Genomic DNA, 17,120 nt, shown 5'->3' on the forward strand with positions numbered 1-17,120 from the left:
ATCGGCGGCCTGGCCCCGGGCCCCGCACACGATCTTCGGCCGTGGGCTGCTGTGCTCCTTGCCGCACATAGCCCGAGCCGGCTTTGCCGGCAATACCTACCAATGTTGGTAGTTGACGCCTTCCGCGGCAGGCCGCTCAATACGCCGCGCCCAGGAGCCAGGACAAAGCACGAGGGCGACAAGAAGCACCAAATGATTAACACCTGTGCATCCATCTCTGCGCACCGAGGCTGGTTGGTCTCTCTGGCACTCGATTGAGCTGCGGAAGGTTAGGAAATTCTTCTTTTGCCGCGGGCCCACTGGTTGCGCTCGCCTTGCTTCTGCGGCAGAAGTCACGAAATCGAGCGCCTCCCCGTCGAATAATGCGGCGTCGTCGCCCAGCCCTCGCTGGCCGGTTCTCGCCGCGTCGAGGTTTGGGAACACAAGCAAGTTGGGATCTCGGGCGAGAGCGCAAAGAAGGAGCGGGCTCTTGGCAGCCCGTTCTCGTTTCTCAAGCTAGTCGGCGTACTCGCCCGCGTCCTTGATCACCTTCGACCACCGCGCCTTCTCGGTCTCCAGGAACTTCTTGTGGCCCGCCGGGTCCAGGCGCTCGTCATTCACCACCGTGAGTCCTAGCGCCTCTTCGCGCTTGACCAACTCTGGATCCTTCAAGGCGGCGCGCAACGCGGCGTTGAGCCTTGCAATCACGGCAGGCGGCGTGCCCTTCGGCGCGTACAGACCGTGCCAGACTTGGACGTTGAAGTCCTTCAGGCCGGCTTCCGAGAGCGTCGGCGCGTCCTTCAGGGCCGGGAGCGGTAGCCGCTGCAGGCTGGTGATGCCGTAGACCTTGACTTTCTTGCCTTCGATTTGCGGTACCGCGTTGACAACCTGCTCGCACATCACATCGACCTGTCCGCCGATCAGGTCGGTCATGGCTGGCGCCGTTCCCTTGTACGGCACTGGCGTCATCGGGGTCTTCAGTGCACTCTGGAACATAAGGCCGCACAGGTGCGATGCGGAGCCCAGGCCCGCGTTGGCGAGGTTCACCTTGGTGCCGTTCGCGGTGATCCACTGGCGCAGCTCCGCGAAGTTGTTCGCCGCCAGGCCCGGCTTGCCGATCAGGACCGACGGTGCTTCGTTGATCAGCCCCAGGGTCACGAAGTCCTCCGGCACCTTGTAGCTCAGCTTGCGGTAGAGCGCGGGAGCGGTCGCCATGCCTATGTGGCTCACCAGCAGCGTGTAGCCGTCGGGAGTCGCCCTGGCCACCTTGGCCGCCCCGATCGTGCCGCCGGCGCCGATCGTGTTGTCGACGACGACGGTCTGCCCGAGCGGCTTGCGAAGCGCTTCCGCCAGATCGCGAGCGATCTTGTCGGTGGGCCCGCCAGCCGCGAAGGGCACGACGATGGTGACTGGCTTATCTGGGAAGTCTGCCAGAGCCAGCATGGCGGAACCGGCCAAGGCCACGCCAGCGACGCAGCGCCAAAGATTGTTCATGTCTTGTCTCCGTTGTGGTTTGATGCTGCGTCAGGCCGACAGGGCCTGCATCTCGCGATACAGATCCGCCTTGCCCTCGAAGCCGATGCCGGGCAGATCGGGCAGCGTCACGTAGCTGCTCTCGACCTTCACGCCGTCCGGGAAACCGCCGAAGGGCTGGAACAGGTCTGGGTACGACTCGTTGCCGCCCAGCCCGAGCCCGGCGGCAATGTTCAGCGACATCTGGTGGCCACCGTGCGGGATGCAACGGCTCGCCGACCAGCCATGCTCCTTGAGCATGTCCAGGGTGCGCAGGTACTCGACCAGGCCGTAGCTGAGCGCACAATCGAATTGCAGCCAGTCGCGGTCCGGGCGCATGCCGCCGTAGCGGATCAGGTTGCGGGCGTCCTGCATCGAGAACAGATCCTCGCCCGTGGCCATCGGGTTCTTGTAGAAGTTGCGCAGCGCGGCTTGCAGTTCGAAGTCCAGCGGGTCACCCGGCTCTTCGTACCAGAAGAGGTCGTATTGCGAGAGCGCCTTGGCGTAGGCGATGGCCGTCTCCAGGTCGAAGCGCCCGTTGGCGTCGACGCAGAGCTTCTGGCCGTCTTGCAGGACCTCCATGATCGAGTCGATCCGACGCAGATCCTCGTCGAGCGAGGCGCCGCCGATCTTCTTCTTGACCACCGTGTAGCCGCGGTCGATGTAGCTGCGCATCTCGTCCTGCAGCTTCTTGTGATCCTGCCCGGGATAGTAGTAGCCGCCGGCAGCGTAGACGAAGATCTTGCGGTTCGGCTTGCCGTCGCCGTAGCGGTCGGCCAGCAACTGGAAGAGCGGCTTGCCTTCGATCTTGGCCACGGCATCCCAGACCGCCATGTCGATCGTTCCGATCGCCACCGAACGCTCGCCATGTCCACCCGGCTTTTCATTGGTGAACATCGTGTTCCAGATCTTGTGCGGGTCGAGGTTGTCGCCTGTGTCGTCCACGAGCGACGCCGGATCGGCCTCCAGGATGCGCGGAATAAAGCGCTCGCGCATCAGCTTGCCCTGGCCATAGCGACCGTTCGAATTGAACCCATAGCCGACCACCGGCTTGCCGTCGCGAATCACGTCGGTTATCACGGCGACCAGGCTCAAGGTCATCTTGCTAAAGTCGATGTAGGCGTTGCGGATCGGCGAGCTGATGGGGATGGTCTTCTCGCGGATTTCGACGATCTTCACGGTTGTCTCCAGGTGGGTTTGAATGGGGGACTGAATGGTCGGGCACGCAGGCTTTTTCGGCCAATGTTCAATTTCTCAACTTCTATGCGCTGGACGAACCGCAATGAATCTGATCTGGCTGGATGACTTCCTGGCGCTGGCGGCCACGGGGAATTTCTCGCGCGCGGCAGATGATCGCCACAGCTCGCAACCTGCCTTCAGCCGGCGAATTCGAGCGCTGGAGGAATGGATCGGGGCCGACCTGTTCGACCGCAGTTCGCAGCCCGCCACGCTGACGGAAGTCGGCGAGTGGTTCGCCGGAGTGGCACAGGAACTGAACGCCAGGGTGGCGCGGCTGCCCGGCGATGCCAAGAAGATCGCTGAGGCAACCTCGGTCACTTTGCGGATCGCGTCCACGCACGCTCTCTCCTTCACATTCCTGCCGCGGTGGTTGCGAAGCCTCGAATCGCACACAACGCTCGGCCCGGTGCAGCTGATGTCCGACGTGCTCGAGCGTTGCGAAGCACTGATGTTGCAGAGCAAGGTTCAATTCGTTCTGAGCCACGCGCACAGCAAGGCGCAAGGCGCGCTTGATGCTGAGCCTTTCAGATCGGCTCTGATTGGCGAGGATGTGCTGGTCGCTGTGTCGGCGCCCAAAGAGGGAGGCGACGCGCGTCACCAACTGCGGACGGGCGCCGGTGCGGTTCCCGTGCTCCAGTACACGGAGGAATCGGGATTGGGACGCATCATGCGCGCTGTTCTGGGGCGCAGGCTGGAATCGCTGGGGGTTCAGGTCGTCTTCACCGCGCACCTCGCCTCGGTCCTGCGGACGATGGCGCTCGATGGCAGGGGCATCGCGTGGCTGCCGCAGACTCTTGTAGAGGACGACATTGGGCAGGGGAGCCTGGTCGCTGCGGCCAGTAGCGAGTGGGCCGTCCCGCTGGAAATCAGGCTCTACCGCGACAGCCAGCTTTTAGGGAAGGCTGCCAACGCCTTCTGGAATACAGCTGTCGATGGCTGATTGCCCTTGATCGTCGTTTGCACTTCATCATGCGGCTATCGCCGCTTCGATCCGCATTGCGGTCGGGGCGACGATCGAGCGGTCCGTGGGAAATCCAGGCGTCCATAATGGGGAAAGCCCGCGAGGCGAAAAAGGGTACGACATGAAGCTTTCCCGATTTCTAACGGAGCGTGCTGAAGAAATTCTGGTGGAGTGGGAAGCCTTCGCCAAGACGTTGGAGCCTGCGGCCGCGTTGATGACCAGCGCGGCTCTGCGCGACCACGCGCATCTCATCATCAAAGCCTTTGCGCTGGACATCGAAAACTCCCAAAGCAAGGCTGAGCAAACCGCCAAGTCGCATGGCGACAGCCCAGGCAAGTTCCCCCAGAGTGCAGCCTCCATCCATGGCACGCTGCGCGAGGTGAGCGGCTTCTCGCTCGTGCAGCTGACGGCGGAATTCCGCGCGCTGCGCGCGAGCGTCCTGCGCATTTGGCTGCCAAGCATCAGCGAGTTCAACCAGGAAGTCCACGAGGAGCTGGTGCGGTTCAACGAGGCGGTGGACCAAGCGTTGGCCGAGTCGGCAGTGACCTTCTCGGAGCACAACAACCAGACGCGAGAGCGCTTCCTCGCGATCCTCGGACACGACCTGCGCACGCCTCTCGCTGCCGTCAGCATGACCGGCTCGCTCCTCGAGCGGTCGAGTTCGGTGGAAGGCAACGCGGCGATTGGCAAGCGGCTGCTTCGCAGCGCGGCCACCATGTCGACGATGGTTAACGATCTGTTGGAATACTCGCGCACGCAGCTTGGTGGCAAGATGCCCATGGCTCCGGTGCCGGCGGACATGCGCGACATCGTTCAGGCGGCGCTGCACAACGCTGCTTCGGCGCACCCGGACTGCATATTCGAATTACATCTGCGTGGCGACCTTTCGGGCGTCTTCGACGACGTACGGCTGCAGCAGGTCGTCGTCAATTTGCTCGCGAATGCTGCTCAATACAGAGCGAAGGGGACGAACGTCAAGCTCGACGTTTCCGGCGAGCTCAACGACGTTTTGCTCTCGGTGACGAACTTCGGCCCTGCCATCCCCCCGGAGTCGCTTAAAACGATTTTCAGTGCGATGGTACAGCTCCCCGTCGACGGAGAGCAGCCTGGGCGCCCGCGAACCAGCCTTGGCTTGGGGCTGTTCATCGCTCGGGAAACTGCGTTGGCCCACGGTGGCTCGATCGACGTCTCGTCTACCGATGCTGACGGCACGACCTTTACAGTCCGCATTCCCCGCGCCATTGCGCCGCCAAAAGCGCCAGTGGCACCGGCGACCTGAACACGTTATTGCCTCAACTCCACGGACGCGCGCCAGATCGGCGGCGCACTGTCGCAGCTAGCGATCTTTCGGTAGTGTCTTCGACGATTCGCCGCTCCGGGGGGGCGTGGTGCTTCCGCTATGAATCACGTCCTCAGCGCTCCGCTGAGCGCGCGGCGCGCAGGCGGGTGGAAAACTCACGCAGCCCTGCAATCCCGCTGGCCTCCGCGCGGTGGCACCAGGCAGCCAGATCGGCGGCCAGCTGTTCGCGCGACTGCGAGGTGTTGAGCCAGAGCTGGCGCAGCTCCTCGCGCATCGTCACCATCTTGTCCAGCACCGGGTGGGCCGCACGGGCCTGCACCAGGTTCGAACGGACAGCGGCCGGCACCTTGTCGTCGTCGCGATGCAGCCAGCGCTTGGCGGCCTTCAGCGCAGACAGGTCGGCGCCCTTGTCCTTGAGCAATGCCAGTTCCTGCTTGGTGGCGCGGCGCATCTCACGGGCGTACCCGGCCATCACTTCGTAGCGATTGGCGATGACGGCTTCCAGCGTCTTCTCGTCGGCCACCGGCTGGATGTCGCCCAACTGCATCTTCGGCGGGACCTTCTTGACCTTCGCCCAGCCGATCTTTTGCATCAGGCTGATGTAGATCCAGCCGATGTCGAACTCGTACTTCTTGACCGAGAACTTGGCCGAGGTGGGATAGGTGTGGTGATTGTTGTGCAGTTCCTCGCCGCCGATGATCAGGCCCCAGGGCATGATGTTGCGGCTGGCGTCGGGTGCCTCGAAGCTGCGGTAGCCCCAGTAATGGCCAATGCCGTTGATGACGCCGGCCGCAGTGATCGGGATCCACAGCATCTGGACCGCCCAGACCGCCATGCCGAGCGCACCGAAGAGCGCCAGGTTGAGCACCAGCATCAGGCCCACGCCCTGCCAGCTGTAGCGCGAATAGAGATTGCGCTCGAGCCAGTCGTCCGGAGTCCCGTGGCCGTAGCGCTCCATCGTCTCCTTGTTCTTCGACTCGGCGCGGTACAGCTCGGCGCCGCGCCAGAGCACCTCGTCGATGCCTTTGATCTGCGGGCTGTGGGGATCTTCCTCGGTCTCGCACTTGGCGTGGTGCTTGCGATGGATCGCCACCCACTCCTTGGTCACCATGCCCGTGCCGAGCCAGAGCCAGAAGCGGAAGAAATGGGAAGGGATCGGGCCCAGATCCATGGCCCGGTGCGTCTGGGTGCGGTGCAGGAAGATCGTGACCGCAGCGATGGTGATGTGCGTGGTGAACAGCGTGTACAGCACGACCTGCCACCACGTGAGATCCCACAGGCCGTTCCCGAGCCAGTCGATGGCCGCGTTCAAGATGGAGAAATCCGGAAGCAGCATAAGTCGATTCCATTCCCTATTAATGCAGTTGCTCCGACGCAATATGGGTTCTATGGGCCAACGGGGATGTAGGGCGGGAGCGCAATCGCGTGTGACCAGATAATCCGCACCGGATGGGGCCTCGTTGCCCACGCAGGAATCGCTCCCGCTCGCAGCGTTCCTCGGCGCGTGCGAACGCTTTCAAGGACACCGCTACGAGGTGGCGTCAGCCGGCGATGCGACTCGAATTCTGGGTCATGCGGGCGAGCCGGGACAACTCGGCGGTGGGGAGACGCGGCTGGGAAACCTTAAGCGGGAGCTCAGACAGGTAGGGTGTCGAGTCGAAAGCGGGCATTCAAAGGACGAGCTCTACAACTCCTTCTGGAACATGAGGGGTGCACACGAGGAGGCCAGGAGGGCATCGATCGACAAGTCCTGCGGGCCAAATACGCGCGAACACCCGCTGTGCACGTTCACCGCGTTGACGTAGAGCTGTGGCGCGCTCGGCTGCCGCATGGCCTTGATGTCCGCGACCGCATTCAGGATGTAGCGCACCGGCTCCATGCCGAGCGGATTGGCCTGGTAAGGCGACAGCAATGGCATTGCGTCGTCCCAGACGCCCATCCCGGGCTTTCTCAATGGCAGGAGCAGGAAGGTCAGCGGCGCCCCAGCCTCGGCAATCTTGCGCCAGAGCAGGGCCAGGTTCGCCTTGGCGCCTTCACGCCCGCCATGCGCATAGCCCGTGGCCAGCGCGGCACCGTTGAGCGCGCCAGCGCTGGTGCCGCTGATGCGGCCCGGAACCAGGTCGTCATGCTCGAGCAGCCTGTCCAGAACGCCCCAGGTAAACGCGCCATGCGCGCCGCCACCTTGAAGCGCCAGATTCAATACGCGCGGGGAGCTATTAGGCAAGTGCAGGTCCTACCGCTGCGACGGTCGTGGGGGTGTGTGGGTTCAACTTCATCAGGTAGCTACTGGACAGTCGTTGGCGCCGCGGCGGCATGAGGGCACGCACTGAGCGGCAAGTGGCTGAAACGGCAGCTCACATGTGCCAGCCGCCGGCTGTACGAGCTTCGTCGAGTCCACAGCCTCGAACGTAGGAACGCTGCTCGTGGCCTCGTCATCGAGATACGCGGATACAGGCACGGCGCGATGGGCGCCGTCCGAGCGCCCCAGCGGGGACTATCATCCGAGAGCGCGCCCACCAGCCTGGGCGTTTGCACCCACCCCTAGCGGGTCCGCCGATGACCAGCCGGAGAGCACTACGGCATGCATTCGACTGCAGGCAAGCAAGCGGCACCTCCGGGTGCCGCTTGCTTTTGGCAGGTACATCGCCGTTGAGGCCATATCCCCGGCGCCTGCGACGAGTGCGCCGATCCGGTTGACGCCGCTCGGCCAACCGCGTAGCCCGCCGGCGACAACCTTGGGGGTTCGGCGCCTACCTTGCAGGGTTTCATCTGCCCACTCGATCGGTATCCCGTGGCTGGCGAGGCATTTCCCTCAGTCTTATACCGTAGGGTCATGAGTGAACAAAAACCCGCCGGCGTTCAGCCACCCTTTCCTCCACGCAGCACAAGTTCAGACAACACTGCTGCCGCCTCCGCAAAACTCCAAACCTTCATTTCCGACAGGTCCTTTCCATGTGTCGGTGCGAAATCGGCGCTCAACAAGGACCGTATGCGTTTTGCAAACTTTGGCCGCCTGGGCGACGCATCGGAAGCTTCCAAGCTCTGCGATGCGCTGCTGGCCTATGCCAACGACTTTCGCGAGCCGGGCAGTGCGCCCGTGAGCTTCGTCGCGCTCTTCGAATGCGAAGAGCTTGAGGAGAGGGAGTTCGAACGCCGCCTGTGGCAACAGCTCGAGGCCATGCACAAGGTCGACAGGGCGCGTGGATTCGACTGGGACCCCACGGTCGGCAAGGACCCGGAACGGGAAGACTTTTCCTTCAGCATCGGAGGGCGCGCCTACTTCGTCGTCGGCCTGCACCCCGGCGCAAGCCGGATGGCGCGCCGGGCGCCCATGCCGTGCCTGGTTTTCAACTTCCACGATCAGTTCGAGACGCTGAAGGCCTTGGGCAAGTACCAAAGCATGCAGGAGACCATTCGGAAGCGCGACATGGCGCTTCAAGGATCGGTCAATCCGGTTCTTTCGCGCTTTGGCGAAGCTTCCGAGGCCAGGCAGTACTCTGGGCGCGTCGTCGGGGAAGGCTGGAAATGTCCTTTTCACACAGGGAAAGAATAGTTATGTCTGCGACCCATCCCAGCGGCTGCTGCCGCATCGCGCCCCAGTCGGGCGTGGCCTTCCGTCTGCGAGCCAGCGAGGTTCTTCGCATCTACGACCCATTTGGAGAACAGGTGGCCGATCTCTTCGCCTTTGCCGAGAACGACCACGCGTGCAGCCTTTCGTCCGGCCGCACGATCGACTATGCGTCCAAGATCTATCTGACAAAAGGGGACGTGCTCTACGCCAATGACAGCCGCCCCATGTTCCGCATCCTCGAAGACGCCGTCGGACGGCACGACTTCCTGCTCACGCCTTGCAGCCAGGAGATGTTCGAGATCCTGTACAAGCACCGAGGCCACCATCCCAGCTGCTTCGAAAACCTTTATCGGGCCTTCGAGCCCTTCGGGATCCGGCCCGAGCAGATCGGCACGACCTTCAACGTGTTCATGAACGTCGTCGTGGCAGAGAACGGGGAAGTCAAGGTTCGGCCGCCCTTGTCCCGGGCCGGCGACTTTATCGAGCTGCGCGCACAGATGAACCTCATCTGCGGCTTGACTGCCTGCTCTGCGGAGAACTCCAACAACGGCTCGTTCAAGCCGATCGACTACGAGATCCTGGTGCGTCCCTGCAATGAGTGATGCTCGAATGCGAGCAGAGTGGCGCCAGGCCATCTCCGCCCGTACGCTGCGGGACCGGAAGGCTCCGCGAGGCCAGGGCAAAGCGTCTGCGGTTCGTAGGACGGGGTTTGGCGCCCCCAGCTCAGCAGCAGCAGAGCTTCGACCGCCGTGCGGTAGAAGCGCTGGACGGCGAGGCTTGCCTCAGTGACGCGATAAGGGGAGGTTTCGCGCGCATGTCACGTGCCCTGCGTCGCCCTTTTAGGCGTCACCTCCGGGCGTCTGGTTTTGTTCCGCGGACGATCCGCGAAGAATCGCAGCATTTCATCGCTCGCATCCGGACCAAACGGAACAGCGAAGGAACCTGCACTGCTGCCGCCCGACCAAGCATGCGGCGCATTGTGCAAGGTCCAATGTTCTCCGCACTCGACAGCGTCCGATCTCGAATAGACCCGCCGCGTCGCGCGGCGTCCGTCGGCGCTGCACTCGTCGCTGGACACGAACGCACATCCGACCCCCATGGAAGCATCGATGACGTGTTCGCTATTTACCAAGTGCACCGTATCGTCTCTATCGCCGTGGAAGACGATGGTCGGCATCCCGGTCTCCGCCCCTTCCCCGGGGGTGCCCGCACCACGCATCGCCGCGAGGGCCGTTTGTAGATCCGAGCCGGCGCGCGCCGCCAGGCCTGAGTGCACGCCGACTGCGGCATACACCTCGGGGTAGAGTTCCCCGAGCAAGGCGGCCATGGCCCCGCCCGCCGACAAGCCGGCGACGAAGATGCGAAGGGGATCGACCTGTTGATCACCTGCAATACGCTGGGTTAAGTCGGCGATGCGCGCCGGCTCGCCCTGGCCGCGGACCTGATGCCCCTTGTCGAACCAGTTCCAGCATCGGTGTGCACTAGCCTGCGTCGACTGTGCCGGATACAGCACGATGAACCCGCGCCGCTCGGCGACGAGGTTCATCCGGGTCCCGGCCGCGAAGTCGTCCGGCTCCTGCCCGGCGCCGTGAAGCATCACGACCATGGGCGCTTTTCGCAGCGGCGCACTCGCGGGCACGTACAAGCTGTAGCCGTCATGCCTCTGCATCCGCTCGGCCACCGGTTCGACCTCGCTGCCACCCTCGGCCGGCCGCACAAAGAATGCAGCGTGCATGTCAGATGCGATCTGGAACCACGACAAGTACGGATTGGCGGAAAGCATGGCAGTTTGCATGTAGCAACTGTCTTTGCCGCCGGCCAAAGCGCGGTAGTCCCCTGACGCACCTCAGGGTAGGTATAGAGGCTGAGGGGCGCTGGTCGGGATAAGGCTCTTCCGTTCCAGGCGATGCTAAACGACGCCCCCAATCTGCTGCCTGGCGCCCCCCCGACCCACAGGCGCGGTCCGCTCCCAATCACCCCTCACCGCCGCGGCCAATCATCAGCCCGCTTCCGCTCCACCCGCGCAGCACCCCAGACCACGTGCAGCTTCCTGCCCTCCCGCGCCAAGCTATCCGCCACCGTCTCGATCACGACCCGCCGCCGCATGCTGCTGCCCGGCACGTCCAGCTCCCAAAGTTCCAGGGAGCCGTCCGGCCTTTCCTCCACGAGCATGGAGAAGCGGCCATAGCCATCGCGGTATTTGAGGGTGCGGCAGTACATCGGGATTCGTGGAAGGGGGAGCGCCAGTGCGTAACGGCAGAACCGCGAAAGTTCCCTGCGCCTCTTGGCCCCGCCGGCGCCTTCGAGGGCGAGCCGCTAGCCACCCCGCCGCCCGGTCTACAAACGCGTGTACTCCAGCGCCCAGAAGTACTCCCATTCCCGGTACCCGACGCCCGCCGCGTGGGGAGCGACGATGGCCATCAAAGCATCCCGGTCCGGAAAATTCTTCAGCACGCGATGGGTCGACCCATCGGCCAAGGCCCGCAGCTGGTAGGTGTTGCCTTCGGCATCGCTCTCCGCAATCGGCGTGCTGCTGCCCGGCACGAAGCGGTTGTCAAGAAAGACTACCTTCGCGCCCGGCTCGATCGCCGCATGGAAGCCGCGCAAGAACTCATCGATCCGCGAGCGCGGGATGTGCGACCACCAGAAGCCGGCAAAACCGGCATCGCACCTGACCGTCGATGACGGCAGGCGGTAGGCATCTCCCTCGACAAGCTGCACCTTCTCTGCCGGTACGCGGGTCTCGGCGATGCGCAGCGTCTCGGGTGCCGCGTCGACTGCCACCACGCGCTGCGCGGCCTGCGCATAGAACTGGGTCCAGTACCCGGTGCCGCAGGCGACCTCCAAGACCGAGCGGCCTGCAAACACGGCCGGAAGCCAGCTCTCGATCTGCCGCAGATCGGCTTGCCGCTCAGGCTTCAGGTAGATCCTGTCGTATTCGTTCGCACGGGCTGCGTAGTACTCCTGCATGGATCAACCTCGATTCGCGGGGCAGGGGACTGGGATGTCGAAATGCAGCACGTCTTCGCGCACCCCGAGCTTCGAATACAACGCGATCGCCGGCGCGTCAGGCGGATCTGCCTGGACGAAGATGACATAAGCCCCGCGTTCGGCGCCGGCGCGCTGAAGTTCCCGGATCAATTCGGTGGCAACCCCTCTTCGCCGGTGCGCCGCAGCAACGGCAAGGTCGTAGATATAGATCTCGCTGCGCTCCTGCTCGAACTTCCTCAATTCGTACGCTGCGAGGCCCCCAATGACCTGCGACCCTTCCACGGCCGCCAATGCAATGAAGGTCTCGCTGGCGAGCAGCTGCCGAAGGTACTCTGGCCGAGGGCGCTTTGCCCCGTAGGTGTCCGCATCGTCGAAAGCCTCGCCGAAGACGCAGAGGAGGGCGTTCATGAGCTCCCCCGAATCCTCGGAGAGGCGCTGGATGGTGTAGCCGCTTGTGGTGGTCATGGCCGTGATTGTCGGTACTCATCAGGTGCAGAACCGGGCGCTCGTGCCGCACGTGTCGCCGTCCTTGGGCAGTTTTCGCAGCAATCGGGAATACCGCCGCCGGCGCGCGCCGTACGCTTGCCGATATCGAACAGGAGAGCGCATGCTGAAAGTCAATCCGGTGGCCACCGTCGACGAAGCGCCAGGCTTTCGTCGCATGTTCCGCCCGGGCCGCCTCACCCTCGGCGTCTTCTTCCCCATCGAAGCCTTTACGGGCGATGAGCCGTCGATGCGCGACCAGGAGCGACTTGCGCAGCGCGCCCAGGCGCTCGGCTACGCCGCCCTGTGGGTGCGCGACGTGCCGCTGCGCGATCCGAGCTTCGGCGACCTCGGCCAGATCCACGATCCCTGGGTGTACCTCGGCTGGATCGCGGCACACACGCGAACGATTGCGCTGGCCACCGGCTCCATCGTGCTGCCGCTGCGGCACCCGCTGCATGTGGCCAAGGCCGCTGCCTCGGTCGACCAGCTGTCGGGCGGCCGGCTGGTGCTGGGGGTGGCGTCGGGCGACCGGCCGGTGGAGTTCCCGGCCTTCGGCGTCGACATTGAACGGCGCGCCGTCCTGTTCCGCGAATACTTCGAGGTGATCCGCAGCGTGCTGGAGCGCGAGTACCCGACGTTCACGTCGACGGCCGGCGTGCTCACCGCCAACGCCGACCTCGTGCCCAAGCCGTTCGGGCGCCTGCCGATGCTCGTCACCGGAAGCAGCGGGCAGCCGCTGCCGTGGATCGCCGGGCACGCCGACGGCTGGATCACCTATCCCCGCGGCATCGACCGCCAAGCCGAAACAGTGGAGCGCTGGCGCGGCGAGGTCAATGCCGCCAGGCCGGGCGCCTTCAAGCCGTTCGTGCAATCGCTCTACGTCGACCTCGCCGACGATCCGCACCTGCCGCCGACGCCCATCCACCTCGGCTTCAGGGCGGGGCAGCACTTCCTGCTGCGCTTTCTCGACTCGCTGCGCGTCGTCGGCGTCAACCACGTCATCCTCAACTTCAAGTACGGCGCGCGGCCGGCGTCCGAGGTGCTCGAGGAGATCGGCACCGAGGTGTTGCCGCCCCTGGCCTACGCGCAGGGCGACAAGCCTGTCGGCGGCGAGCTGGAACCGAGCGATGCGGAGGTCGACGACGACACGCTCGCGCGGCAGCATTGAGGCCGGCGCTCCACAGGAGACCACCGCGCCGCGCCGCGCAACACCGACGGAGCGACGTGGCGGGCAGGCCGGCAGAAGCCAAACGCCGCGGCCGTGACGTCATTCGAACCGGCCGGCGCGGCTCATGAAAGCTCGGCGTTTCGAATCGGCACGCAACTACGGAAGCTTGGCGAGGATCTCGTCCATCTCGCTGCTCGTAAACGCGCGAAGCGATTGGAATCGGATGTTGCCCTGCATGGCGATTGCGAGCGTGAACGCCGATAGCGCCTTCTCGTCTTCGCCCTCGACGATGGAGACAAGGTCGTACTCGCCCTGGGTCCACACAAGTTCGCGCATAGTGACCCCGAACTTCTTCGCCGCTTCTTTCGCGGCCGCTGCGCGCTTGGTCGTGTCCTTGATCGATTGCAGGCCCTTGTCGGTAAAGCTCATCAGGCCAACGTAGGTGATCATGTCATCTCCTCGGTTCGACATAGACGGCCGATGCCATCTGCCTCGAACCGCCGCAGCCGTCAAACGCCGGTTCGAGCGCACTGGCAGTGAAACGGTCTGCAAGTCGTCGGCGAGGCGGAAACCGCAATGGACGCGGACCTCGCGCGGGGGCGGCAAAAGGACTTCACTGGGAGAGCGGTTGGGATGCTACGCGCTTCATCGGCAATGGCAAGGTCCGGTGCAGCAGTTCCTGGTGGCCATGCCTTGCCTGCTTGAACTCACCTGGACAAGAGATCGTCATCCACTGGCGCATCCAGCACGATCTGCCCTGCCGTCAGCGTGTTCACGGTCGCCCCGGCGATCTCCATCATGACGCTCGCACGGTCCGCGGCCATGTAGGCGGTCAGGTGCAGGACCGGGCGCTCGTGCATGTCGTGCATCAGCCGCACCAGCTTCAATAGCGGCGCACCCACCTCGGTCTGGATCAGTGCGGCTCGCTGCGGATCGCTCACCGTCGCGCTGAACTCCTGCACCACGCGGCCGAACTTGACGCCCTGCATCATCAGGATCTCGTAGAGCGCCTTCTTCTTGAGTGCAGCCGCCGTCACGCGCCGCCCGACGGCGGCGGGCACCCACGCGTCCGTCAGCATTGCCGGCTGGCCGTTGCGGTTGGATCGAATGCGCAGCGCGTGCACGGCCTTCTCGCCCGGCGGAATCTGCAGCAGCCTCGCCACATCGGCCGGCGGGGCGGCCTGCTCGACTTCGAGGACGCGGACGATCGTCTCGATCGCCGTCATGCGCAGGCTGTCGATCACGCTGAGGCTGGGCACGGGCCGCATCTGTCCGGGCTCGCCCCGCACGAAGGTGCCGCGGCCGTGCCGGCGCTCGACCAGGCCCTGGATCGCCAGGTCGCCCAGGGCGCGCCGCACGGTGATGCGCGAGACGCCGAATCGCTCGCAGAGCGCTTCCTCGTTCGGCAACGCGCCGCCGGGGAACAGGCCCCGCGAAATCTCGTCGCGCAGCACCAGATAGATCTGCCGGTGCAAGGCGGTGCCGCGTGCCCCGTTCATCGGCGTGGTTCCAGTCGACAAGTTCATGGCCGGAGCATAACTTGTTGACTTGTTGTTATGTTGTGATATTCTTAGAACAACTGAGACAAGCAAGCTGCGCTGAAAGACCTCCGCCCATGACACACACCTCCCTTCGCGAGCTGCTCGCCGCGCCCGACATGCTGATCGCGCCCGGTGCCTATGACGGCATCGGGGCGCGGCTGATCGAGCAGGCGGGCTTCAGCGCCGTGTACATGACCGGCGCCGGCACGGCGGCGGCGCGCGGCTATCCCGACTTCGGCCTGCTCGACATGGGCGAGATGGTGGCCAACGCGGCCACCATGGCGCGCGCCATCAGCGTGCCGCTGATCGCGGATGCCGACACCGGCTACGGCAATGAGCTGAACGTGACGCGAACGGTGCGCGAGTACGAGTCGCGCGGCGTCGCCGCGATCCACATCGAGGACCAGGTCTCGCCCAAGCGCTGCGGACACCTGGACGGCAAGGAAGTGGTCTCGCGCGCCGAGTTCGTCTCGAAGATCCGCGCCGCGGTCGATGCGCGCCGCACGAAGGAGTTCGTGATCATCGCGCGCACCGATGCGCGCGCCATGCTGAGCCTGGAAGAGGCCATCTGGCGCGGCAACGCGGCGCTCGACGCCGGGGCCGACCTGGTCTTCGTCGAGGCTACGCAGTCGCTGGAAGAAGTGGCGGCGGTGCCGAAGGCCGTGAAAGGGCCGTGCCTGCTCAACGTGGTCGCCGGCGGCCGCACGCCGATCTTCGACCTTCGCGAAGCCGAGGCCATGGGCTACAAGCTGGCGATCCTGCCGGGCCTGATGCTGGCGGCCGCGATCCAGGCCGGCGATTCGGCGCTGGCCCAACTCAAGGCCACGCACAAGGCGCCCGAGGTCACGCAGAGCGTGGCGCAGACCTTCCGCCGCTTCGGCGCCGACGAGTGGGATGCACTGCGCCAGCGCTTCAATGCCGGCGCCGCCATGGAAGACAAGTGATGCTCGCCCGGACGCTCTTCGACAAGATCTGGGACGCCCACGTCGTCCGCGACCTGGGCGACGGCTGGGCGCTGCTGCACATCGATCGCCACCTGCTGCACGACCTCTCCGGACCACCCGCGCTCGCGGAGGTGACGGCGCGCGGGCTGCCCGTGCATGACCCGGAACTGGTCTTCGCCACGCCCGACCACGCGATGTCGAGCCAGCCCGGGCGCAACGGGCTGACCTACGCGCCCGGCGGCAAGCTGTGGACCGCGCTGCGCGATCGCACCCGCGCTGCCGGGGTGCGCCTGTTCGACCTGGGCGAGCCCGGGCAGGGCATCGTGCATGTGATGGGCCCGGAACTGGGCATCGTGCTGCCGGGCCTCACCGTGGTCTGCGGCGACAGCCACACCTGCACCAACGGCGCGCTGGGTGCGGTGGCCTTCGGCATCGGGTCGTCGGAGAGCACGCATGCCCTGGCCACGCAGACGCTGCGCCAGCAGAAGCCCCGGCGCATGCGCATCCGCTGCGACGGCAGCTTGCGCGCAGGCGTGACCGCCAAGGACCTCGCGCTGCACATCATCGGCAAGCTCGGAGCTGCCGCCGGCGTCGGCCACGCGATCGAGTACGCGGGCAGCGCCATCGAGGCCATGGAGGTCGAGGCCCGGCTCACGCTGTGCAACCTGACGGTGGAGCTCGGCGCACGCTGCGGCATGGTGGCGCCCGACCAGCGCACCTTCGACTATCTGCGCGGCCGTGCCTTCGCGCCGCAGGGCGTGGCCTTCGACGCAGCGGTGGCGCAATGGCGGCTGCTGGGCAGCGATGCCGATGCGGTGTTCGACCGTGACGAGTCCATCGACGTGTCCCTCATCCGCCCCACCATCACCTGGGGCACCAGCCCCGAGCACGCGATGGCCATCGACGGCCGCGTGCCCGACCCGCAGGCCGTCGCCGATGCCGCGCAGCGCGACACGCTGGCCGCCGCGCTCGACTACATGGGCCTGAGGGCGGGGCAGCCCATCGCCGGCACTCCGGTCGACTGGGTGTTCATCGGGTCATGCGCCAATTCGCGCATCTCCGACCTGCGCGCTGCGGCCGAGGTGGCGCGCGGCAGGCACGTGGCGCCGGGCGTCACGGCCTGGGTCGTGCCGGGCTCCGAGAACGTCAAGCGCGCCGCGGAGGCCGAAGGCCTGCGCGAGGTGTTCGAAGCCGCCGGCTTCGCCTGGCGCGAGCCCGGCTGCAGCATGTGCGTGGCGGCCAACGGCGAGCAGGTGCCGCCGCAGAGGCGATCGGTGTCGACTTCCAACCGCAACTTCGTCGGGCGGCAGGGGCCGGGTGCGCGCACCCACCTGGCGAGCCCTGCGATGGCGGCGGCGGCGGCTATCGCAGGCTGCATCACCGATGTGGGGAGCATGGCATGAGCCGCACGGCCGCTCCGAAGGCTCA

At 65.3% G+C, this 17,120-nt stretch carries 17 protein-coding genes; 7 read left to right on the forward strand and 10 right to left on the reverse strand.

What is annotated here, in order from left to right; translation table 11 throughout:
• Window positions 1–495: 495 nt before the first annotated feature.
• Together E5P3_RS09700 and E5P3_RS09705 are read right to left on the reverse strand one after the other, a co-directional pair.
• Complete coding sequence (locus tag E5P3_RS09700; protein ID WP_162585775.1) at window positions 496–1,473, reverse strand: tripartite tricarboxylate transporter substrate-binding protein; 978 nt, start codon at window positions 1,471–1,473, stop codon at window positions 496–498.
• A 30-nt stretch (window positions 1,474–1,503) separates the two neighbouring features.
• Window positions 1,504–2,670, reverse strand: coding sequence for a mandelate racemase/muconate lactonizing enzyme family protein (locus E5P3_RS09705; RefSeq protein ID WP_162585776.1), 1,167 nt, complete (start codon window positions 2,668–2,670; stop codon window positions 1,504–1,506).
• 103 nt (window positions 2,671–2,773) lie between these two features.
• Between E5P3_RS09705 and E5P3_RS09710 the strand changes: the two genes are divergently transcribed.
• Window positions 2,774–3,670 carry a LysR substrate-binding domain-containing protein gene (locus E5P3_RS09710; RefSeq protein WP_162585777.1) on the forward strand — a complete coding sequence of 299 codons (897 nt, stop codon included), beginning with the start codon at window positions 2,774–2,776 and terminating at the stop codon, window positions 3,668–3,670.
• A gap of 142 nt (window positions 3,671–3,812) precedes the next feature.
• Window positions 3,813–4,970 carry a sensor histidine kinase gene (locus tag E5P3_RS09715; protein WP_162585778.1) on the forward strand — a complete coding sequence of 386 codons (1,158 nt, stop codon included), beginning with the start codon at window positions 3,813–3,815 and terminating at the stop codon, window positions 4,968–4,970.
• 133 nt (window positions 4,971–5,103) lie between these two features.
• On the opposite strand, the gene E5P3_RS09720 is transcribed toward E5P3_RS09715, so the two are convergent.
• Together E5P3_RS09720 and E5P3_RS09725 are read right to left on the reverse strand one after the other, a co-directional pair.
• Complete coding sequence (locus E5P3_RS09720; protein ID WP_162585779.1) at window positions 5,104–6,327, reverse strand: DesA family fatty acid desaturase; 1,224 nt, start codon at window positions 6,325–6,327, stop codon at window positions 5,104–5,106.
• 348 nt (window positions 6,328–6,675) lie between these two features.
• Entirely contained in the window at window positions 6,676–7,215 is a 540-nt protein-coding gene (locus tag E5P3_RS09725; protein WP_162585780.1) for a patatin-like phospholipase family protein, read from the reverse strand.
• Between the two features lie 609 nt (window positions 7,216–7,824).
• Between E5P3_RS09725 and gntA the strand changes: the two genes are divergently transcribed.
• Both gntA and E5P3_RS09735 read left to right on the forward strand, forming a co-directional pair.
• A complete protein-coding gene (gene gntA / locus E5P3_RS09730) occupies window positions 7,825–8,544 on the forward strand; it encodes a guanitoxin biosynthesis heme-dependent pre-guanitoxin N-hydroxylase GntA (protein ID WP_162585781.1) in 720 nt (239 codons plus the stop codon).
• 2 nt (window positions 8,545–8,546) lie between these two features.
• The gene (locus E5P3_RS09735) at window positions 8,547–9,164 is read left to right on the forward strand and encodes a DUF1989 domain-containing protein (protein ID WP_162585782.1); all 618 of its coding nucleotides are present in this window, start codon (window positions 8,547–8,549) and stop codon (window positions 9,162–9,164) included.
• Window positions 9,165–9,379: 215 nt separating this feature from the next.
• Here E5P3_RS09735 and E5P3_RS09740 read toward each other — a convergent pair whose 3' ends face one another.
• The 4 genes from E5P3_RS09740 to E5P3_RS09755 all read right to left on the reverse strand — a co-directional run bounded on the left by E5P3_RS09740 (window position 9,380) and on the right by E5P3_RS09755 (window position 12,018).
• The gene (locus E5P3_RS09740) at window positions 9,380–10,357 is read right to left on the reverse strand and encodes an extracellular catalytic domain type 1 short-chain-length polyhydroxyalkanoate depolymerase (RefSeq protein ID WP_162585783.1); all 978 of its coding nucleotides are present in this window, start codon (window positions 10,355–10,357) and stop codon (window positions 9,380–9,382) included.
• Between the two features lie 185 nt (window positions 10,358–10,542).
• Window positions 10,543–10,782: a hypothetical protein gene (locus E5P3_RS09745; RefSeq protein ID WP_162585784.1), complete on the reverse strand. Its 240-nt coding sequence runs from the start codon at window positions 10,780–10,782 to the stop codon at window positions 10,543–10,545.
• A gap of 117 nt (window positions 10,783–10,899) precedes the next feature.
• On the reverse strand, window positions 10,900–11,532 hold the full coding sequence (locus E5P3_RS09750) for a class I SAM-dependent methyltransferase (protein ID WP_162585785.1): 633 nt from the start codon (window positions 11,530–11,532) through the stop codon (window positions 10,900–10,902).
• 3 nt (window positions 11,533–11,535) lie between these two features.
• On the reverse strand, window positions 11,536–12,018 hold the full coding sequence (locus E5P3_RS09755) for an AAC(3)-I family aminoglycoside N-acetyltransferase (protein ID WP_162585786.1): 483 nt from the start codon (window positions 12,016–12,018) through the stop codon (window positions 11,536–11,538).
• A 142-nt stretch (window positions 12,019–12,160) separates the two neighbouring features.
• Here E5P3_RS09755 and E5P3_RS09760 point away from each other — a divergent pair, with 142 nt between their 5' ends.
• Window positions 12,161–13,207, forward strand: a complete 1,047-nt coding sequence (locus E5P3_RS09760) for an LLM class oxidoreductase (RefSeq protein WP_162585787.1) — start codon at window positions 12,161–12,163, stop codon at window positions 13,205–13,207.
• Between the two features lie 156 nt (window positions 13,208–13,363).
• On the opposite strand, the gene E5P3_RS09765 is transcribed toward E5P3_RS09760, so the two are convergent.
• Window positions 13,364–13,657 carry a GYD domain-containing protein gene (locus E5P3_RS09765; protein WP_162585788.1) on the reverse strand — a complete coding sequence of 98 codons (294 nt, stop codon included), beginning with the start codon at window positions 13,655–13,657 and terminating at the stop codon, window positions 13,364–13,366.
• 257 nt (window positions 13,658–13,914) lie between these two features.
• The gene (locus E5P3_RS09770) at window positions 13,915–14,706 is read right to left on the reverse strand and encodes a GntR family transcriptional regulator (protein ID WP_162585789.1); all 792 of its coding nucleotides are present in this window, start codon (window positions 14,704–14,706) and stop codon (window positions 13,915–13,917) included.
• A gap of 116 nt (window positions 14,707–14,822) precedes the next feature.
• Between E5P3_RS09770 and E5P3_RS09775 the strand changes: the two genes are divergently transcribed.
• Window positions 14,823–15,692 carry an isocitrate lyase/PEP mutase family protein gene (locus E5P3_RS09775; protein ID WP_162585790.1) on the forward strand — a complete coding sequence of 290 codons (870 nt, stop codon included), beginning with the start codon at window positions 14,823–14,825 and terminating at the stop codon, window positions 15,690–15,692.
• Window positions 15,692–17,095, forward strand: a complete 1,404-nt coding sequence (gene leuC / locus E5P3_RS09780; protein WP_162585791.1) for a 3-isopropylmalate dehydratase large subunit — start codon at window positions 15,692–15,694, stop codon at window positions 17,093–17,095. Before E5P3_RS09775 ends, leuC begins: the two co-directional genes overlap by 1 nt.
• Window positions 17,096–17,120 lie beyond the last annotated feature (25 nt).

It is taken from the genome of Variovorax sp. RA8 (assembly GCF_901827175.1).
In the GTDB taxonomy this organism is placed as follows: Bacteria; Pseudomonadota; Gammaproteobacteria; order Burkholderiales; family Burkholderiaceae_C; genus Variovorax.

What these genes read in the sequence shown, in the direction of transcription:
- E5P3_RS09720 (WP_162585779.1), bottom strand. Translation starts at nt 6,327, where the DNA reads ATGCTGCTTCCGGATTTCTCCATCTTGAACGCGGCCATCGACTGGCTC.
- gntA (WP_162585781.1), top strand. Translation starts at nt 7,825, where the DNA reads ATGAGTGAACAAAAACCCGCCGGCGTTCAGCCACCCTTTCCTCCACGC.
- E5P3_RS09750 (WP_162585785.1), bottom strand. Translation starts at nt 11,532, where the DNA reads ATGCAGGAGTACTACGCAGCCCGTGCGAACGAATACGACAGGATCTAC.
- E5P3_RS09745 (WP_162585784.1), bottom strand. Translation starts at nt 10,782, where the DNA reads ATGTACTGCCGCACCCTCAAATACCGCGATGGCTATGGCCGCTTCTCC.
- E5P3_RS09715 (WP_162585778.1), top strand. Translation starts at nt 3,813, where the DNA reads ATGAAGCTTTCCCGATTTCTAACGGAGCGTGCTGAAGAAATTCTGGTG.
- E5P3_RS09770 (WP_162585789.1), bottom strand. Translation starts at nt 14,706, where the DNA reads ATGAACGGGGCACGCGGCACCGCCTTGCACCGGCAGATCTATCTGGTG.
- E5P3_RS09755 (WP_162585786.1), bottom strand. Translation starts at nt 12,018, where the DNA reads ATGACCACCACAAGCGGCTACACCATCCAGCGCCTCTCCGAGGATTCG.
- E5P3_RS09765 (WP_162585788.1), bottom strand. Translation starts at nt 13,657, where the DNA reads ATGATCACCTACGTTGGCCTGATGAGCTTTACCGACAAGGGCCTGCAA.
- E5P3_RS09700 (WP_162585775.1), bottom strand. Translation starts at nt 1,473, where the DNA reads ATGAACAATCTTTGGCGCTGCGTCGCTGGCGTGGCCTTGGCCGGTTCC.
- E5P3_RS09760 (WP_162585787.1), top strand. Translation starts at nt 12,161, where the DNA reads ATGCTGAAAGTCAATCCGGTGGCCACCGTCGACGAAGCGCCAGGCTTT.
- E5P3_RS09775 (WP_162585790.1), top strand. Translation starts at nt 14,823, where the DNA reads ATGACACACACCTCCCTTCGCGAGCTGCTCGCCGCGCCCGACATGCTG.
- E5P3_RS09735 (WP_162585782.1), top strand. Translation starts at nt 8,547, where the DNA reads ATGTCTGCGACCCATCCCAGCGGCTGCTGCCGCATCGCGCCCCAGTCG.
- leuC (WP_162585791.1), top strand. Translation starts at nt 15,692, where the DNA reads ATGCTCGCCCGGACGCTCTTCGACAAGATCTGGGACGCCCACGTCGTC.
- E5P3_RS09710 (WP_162585777.1), top strand. Translation starts at nt 2,774, where the DNA reads ATGAATCTGATCTGGCTGGATGACTTCCTGGCGCTGGCGGCCACGGGG.
- E5P3_RS09740 (WP_162585783.1), bottom strand. Translation starts at nt 10,357, where the DNA reads ATGCAAACTGCCATGCTTTCCGCCAATCCGTACTTGTCGTGGTTCCAG.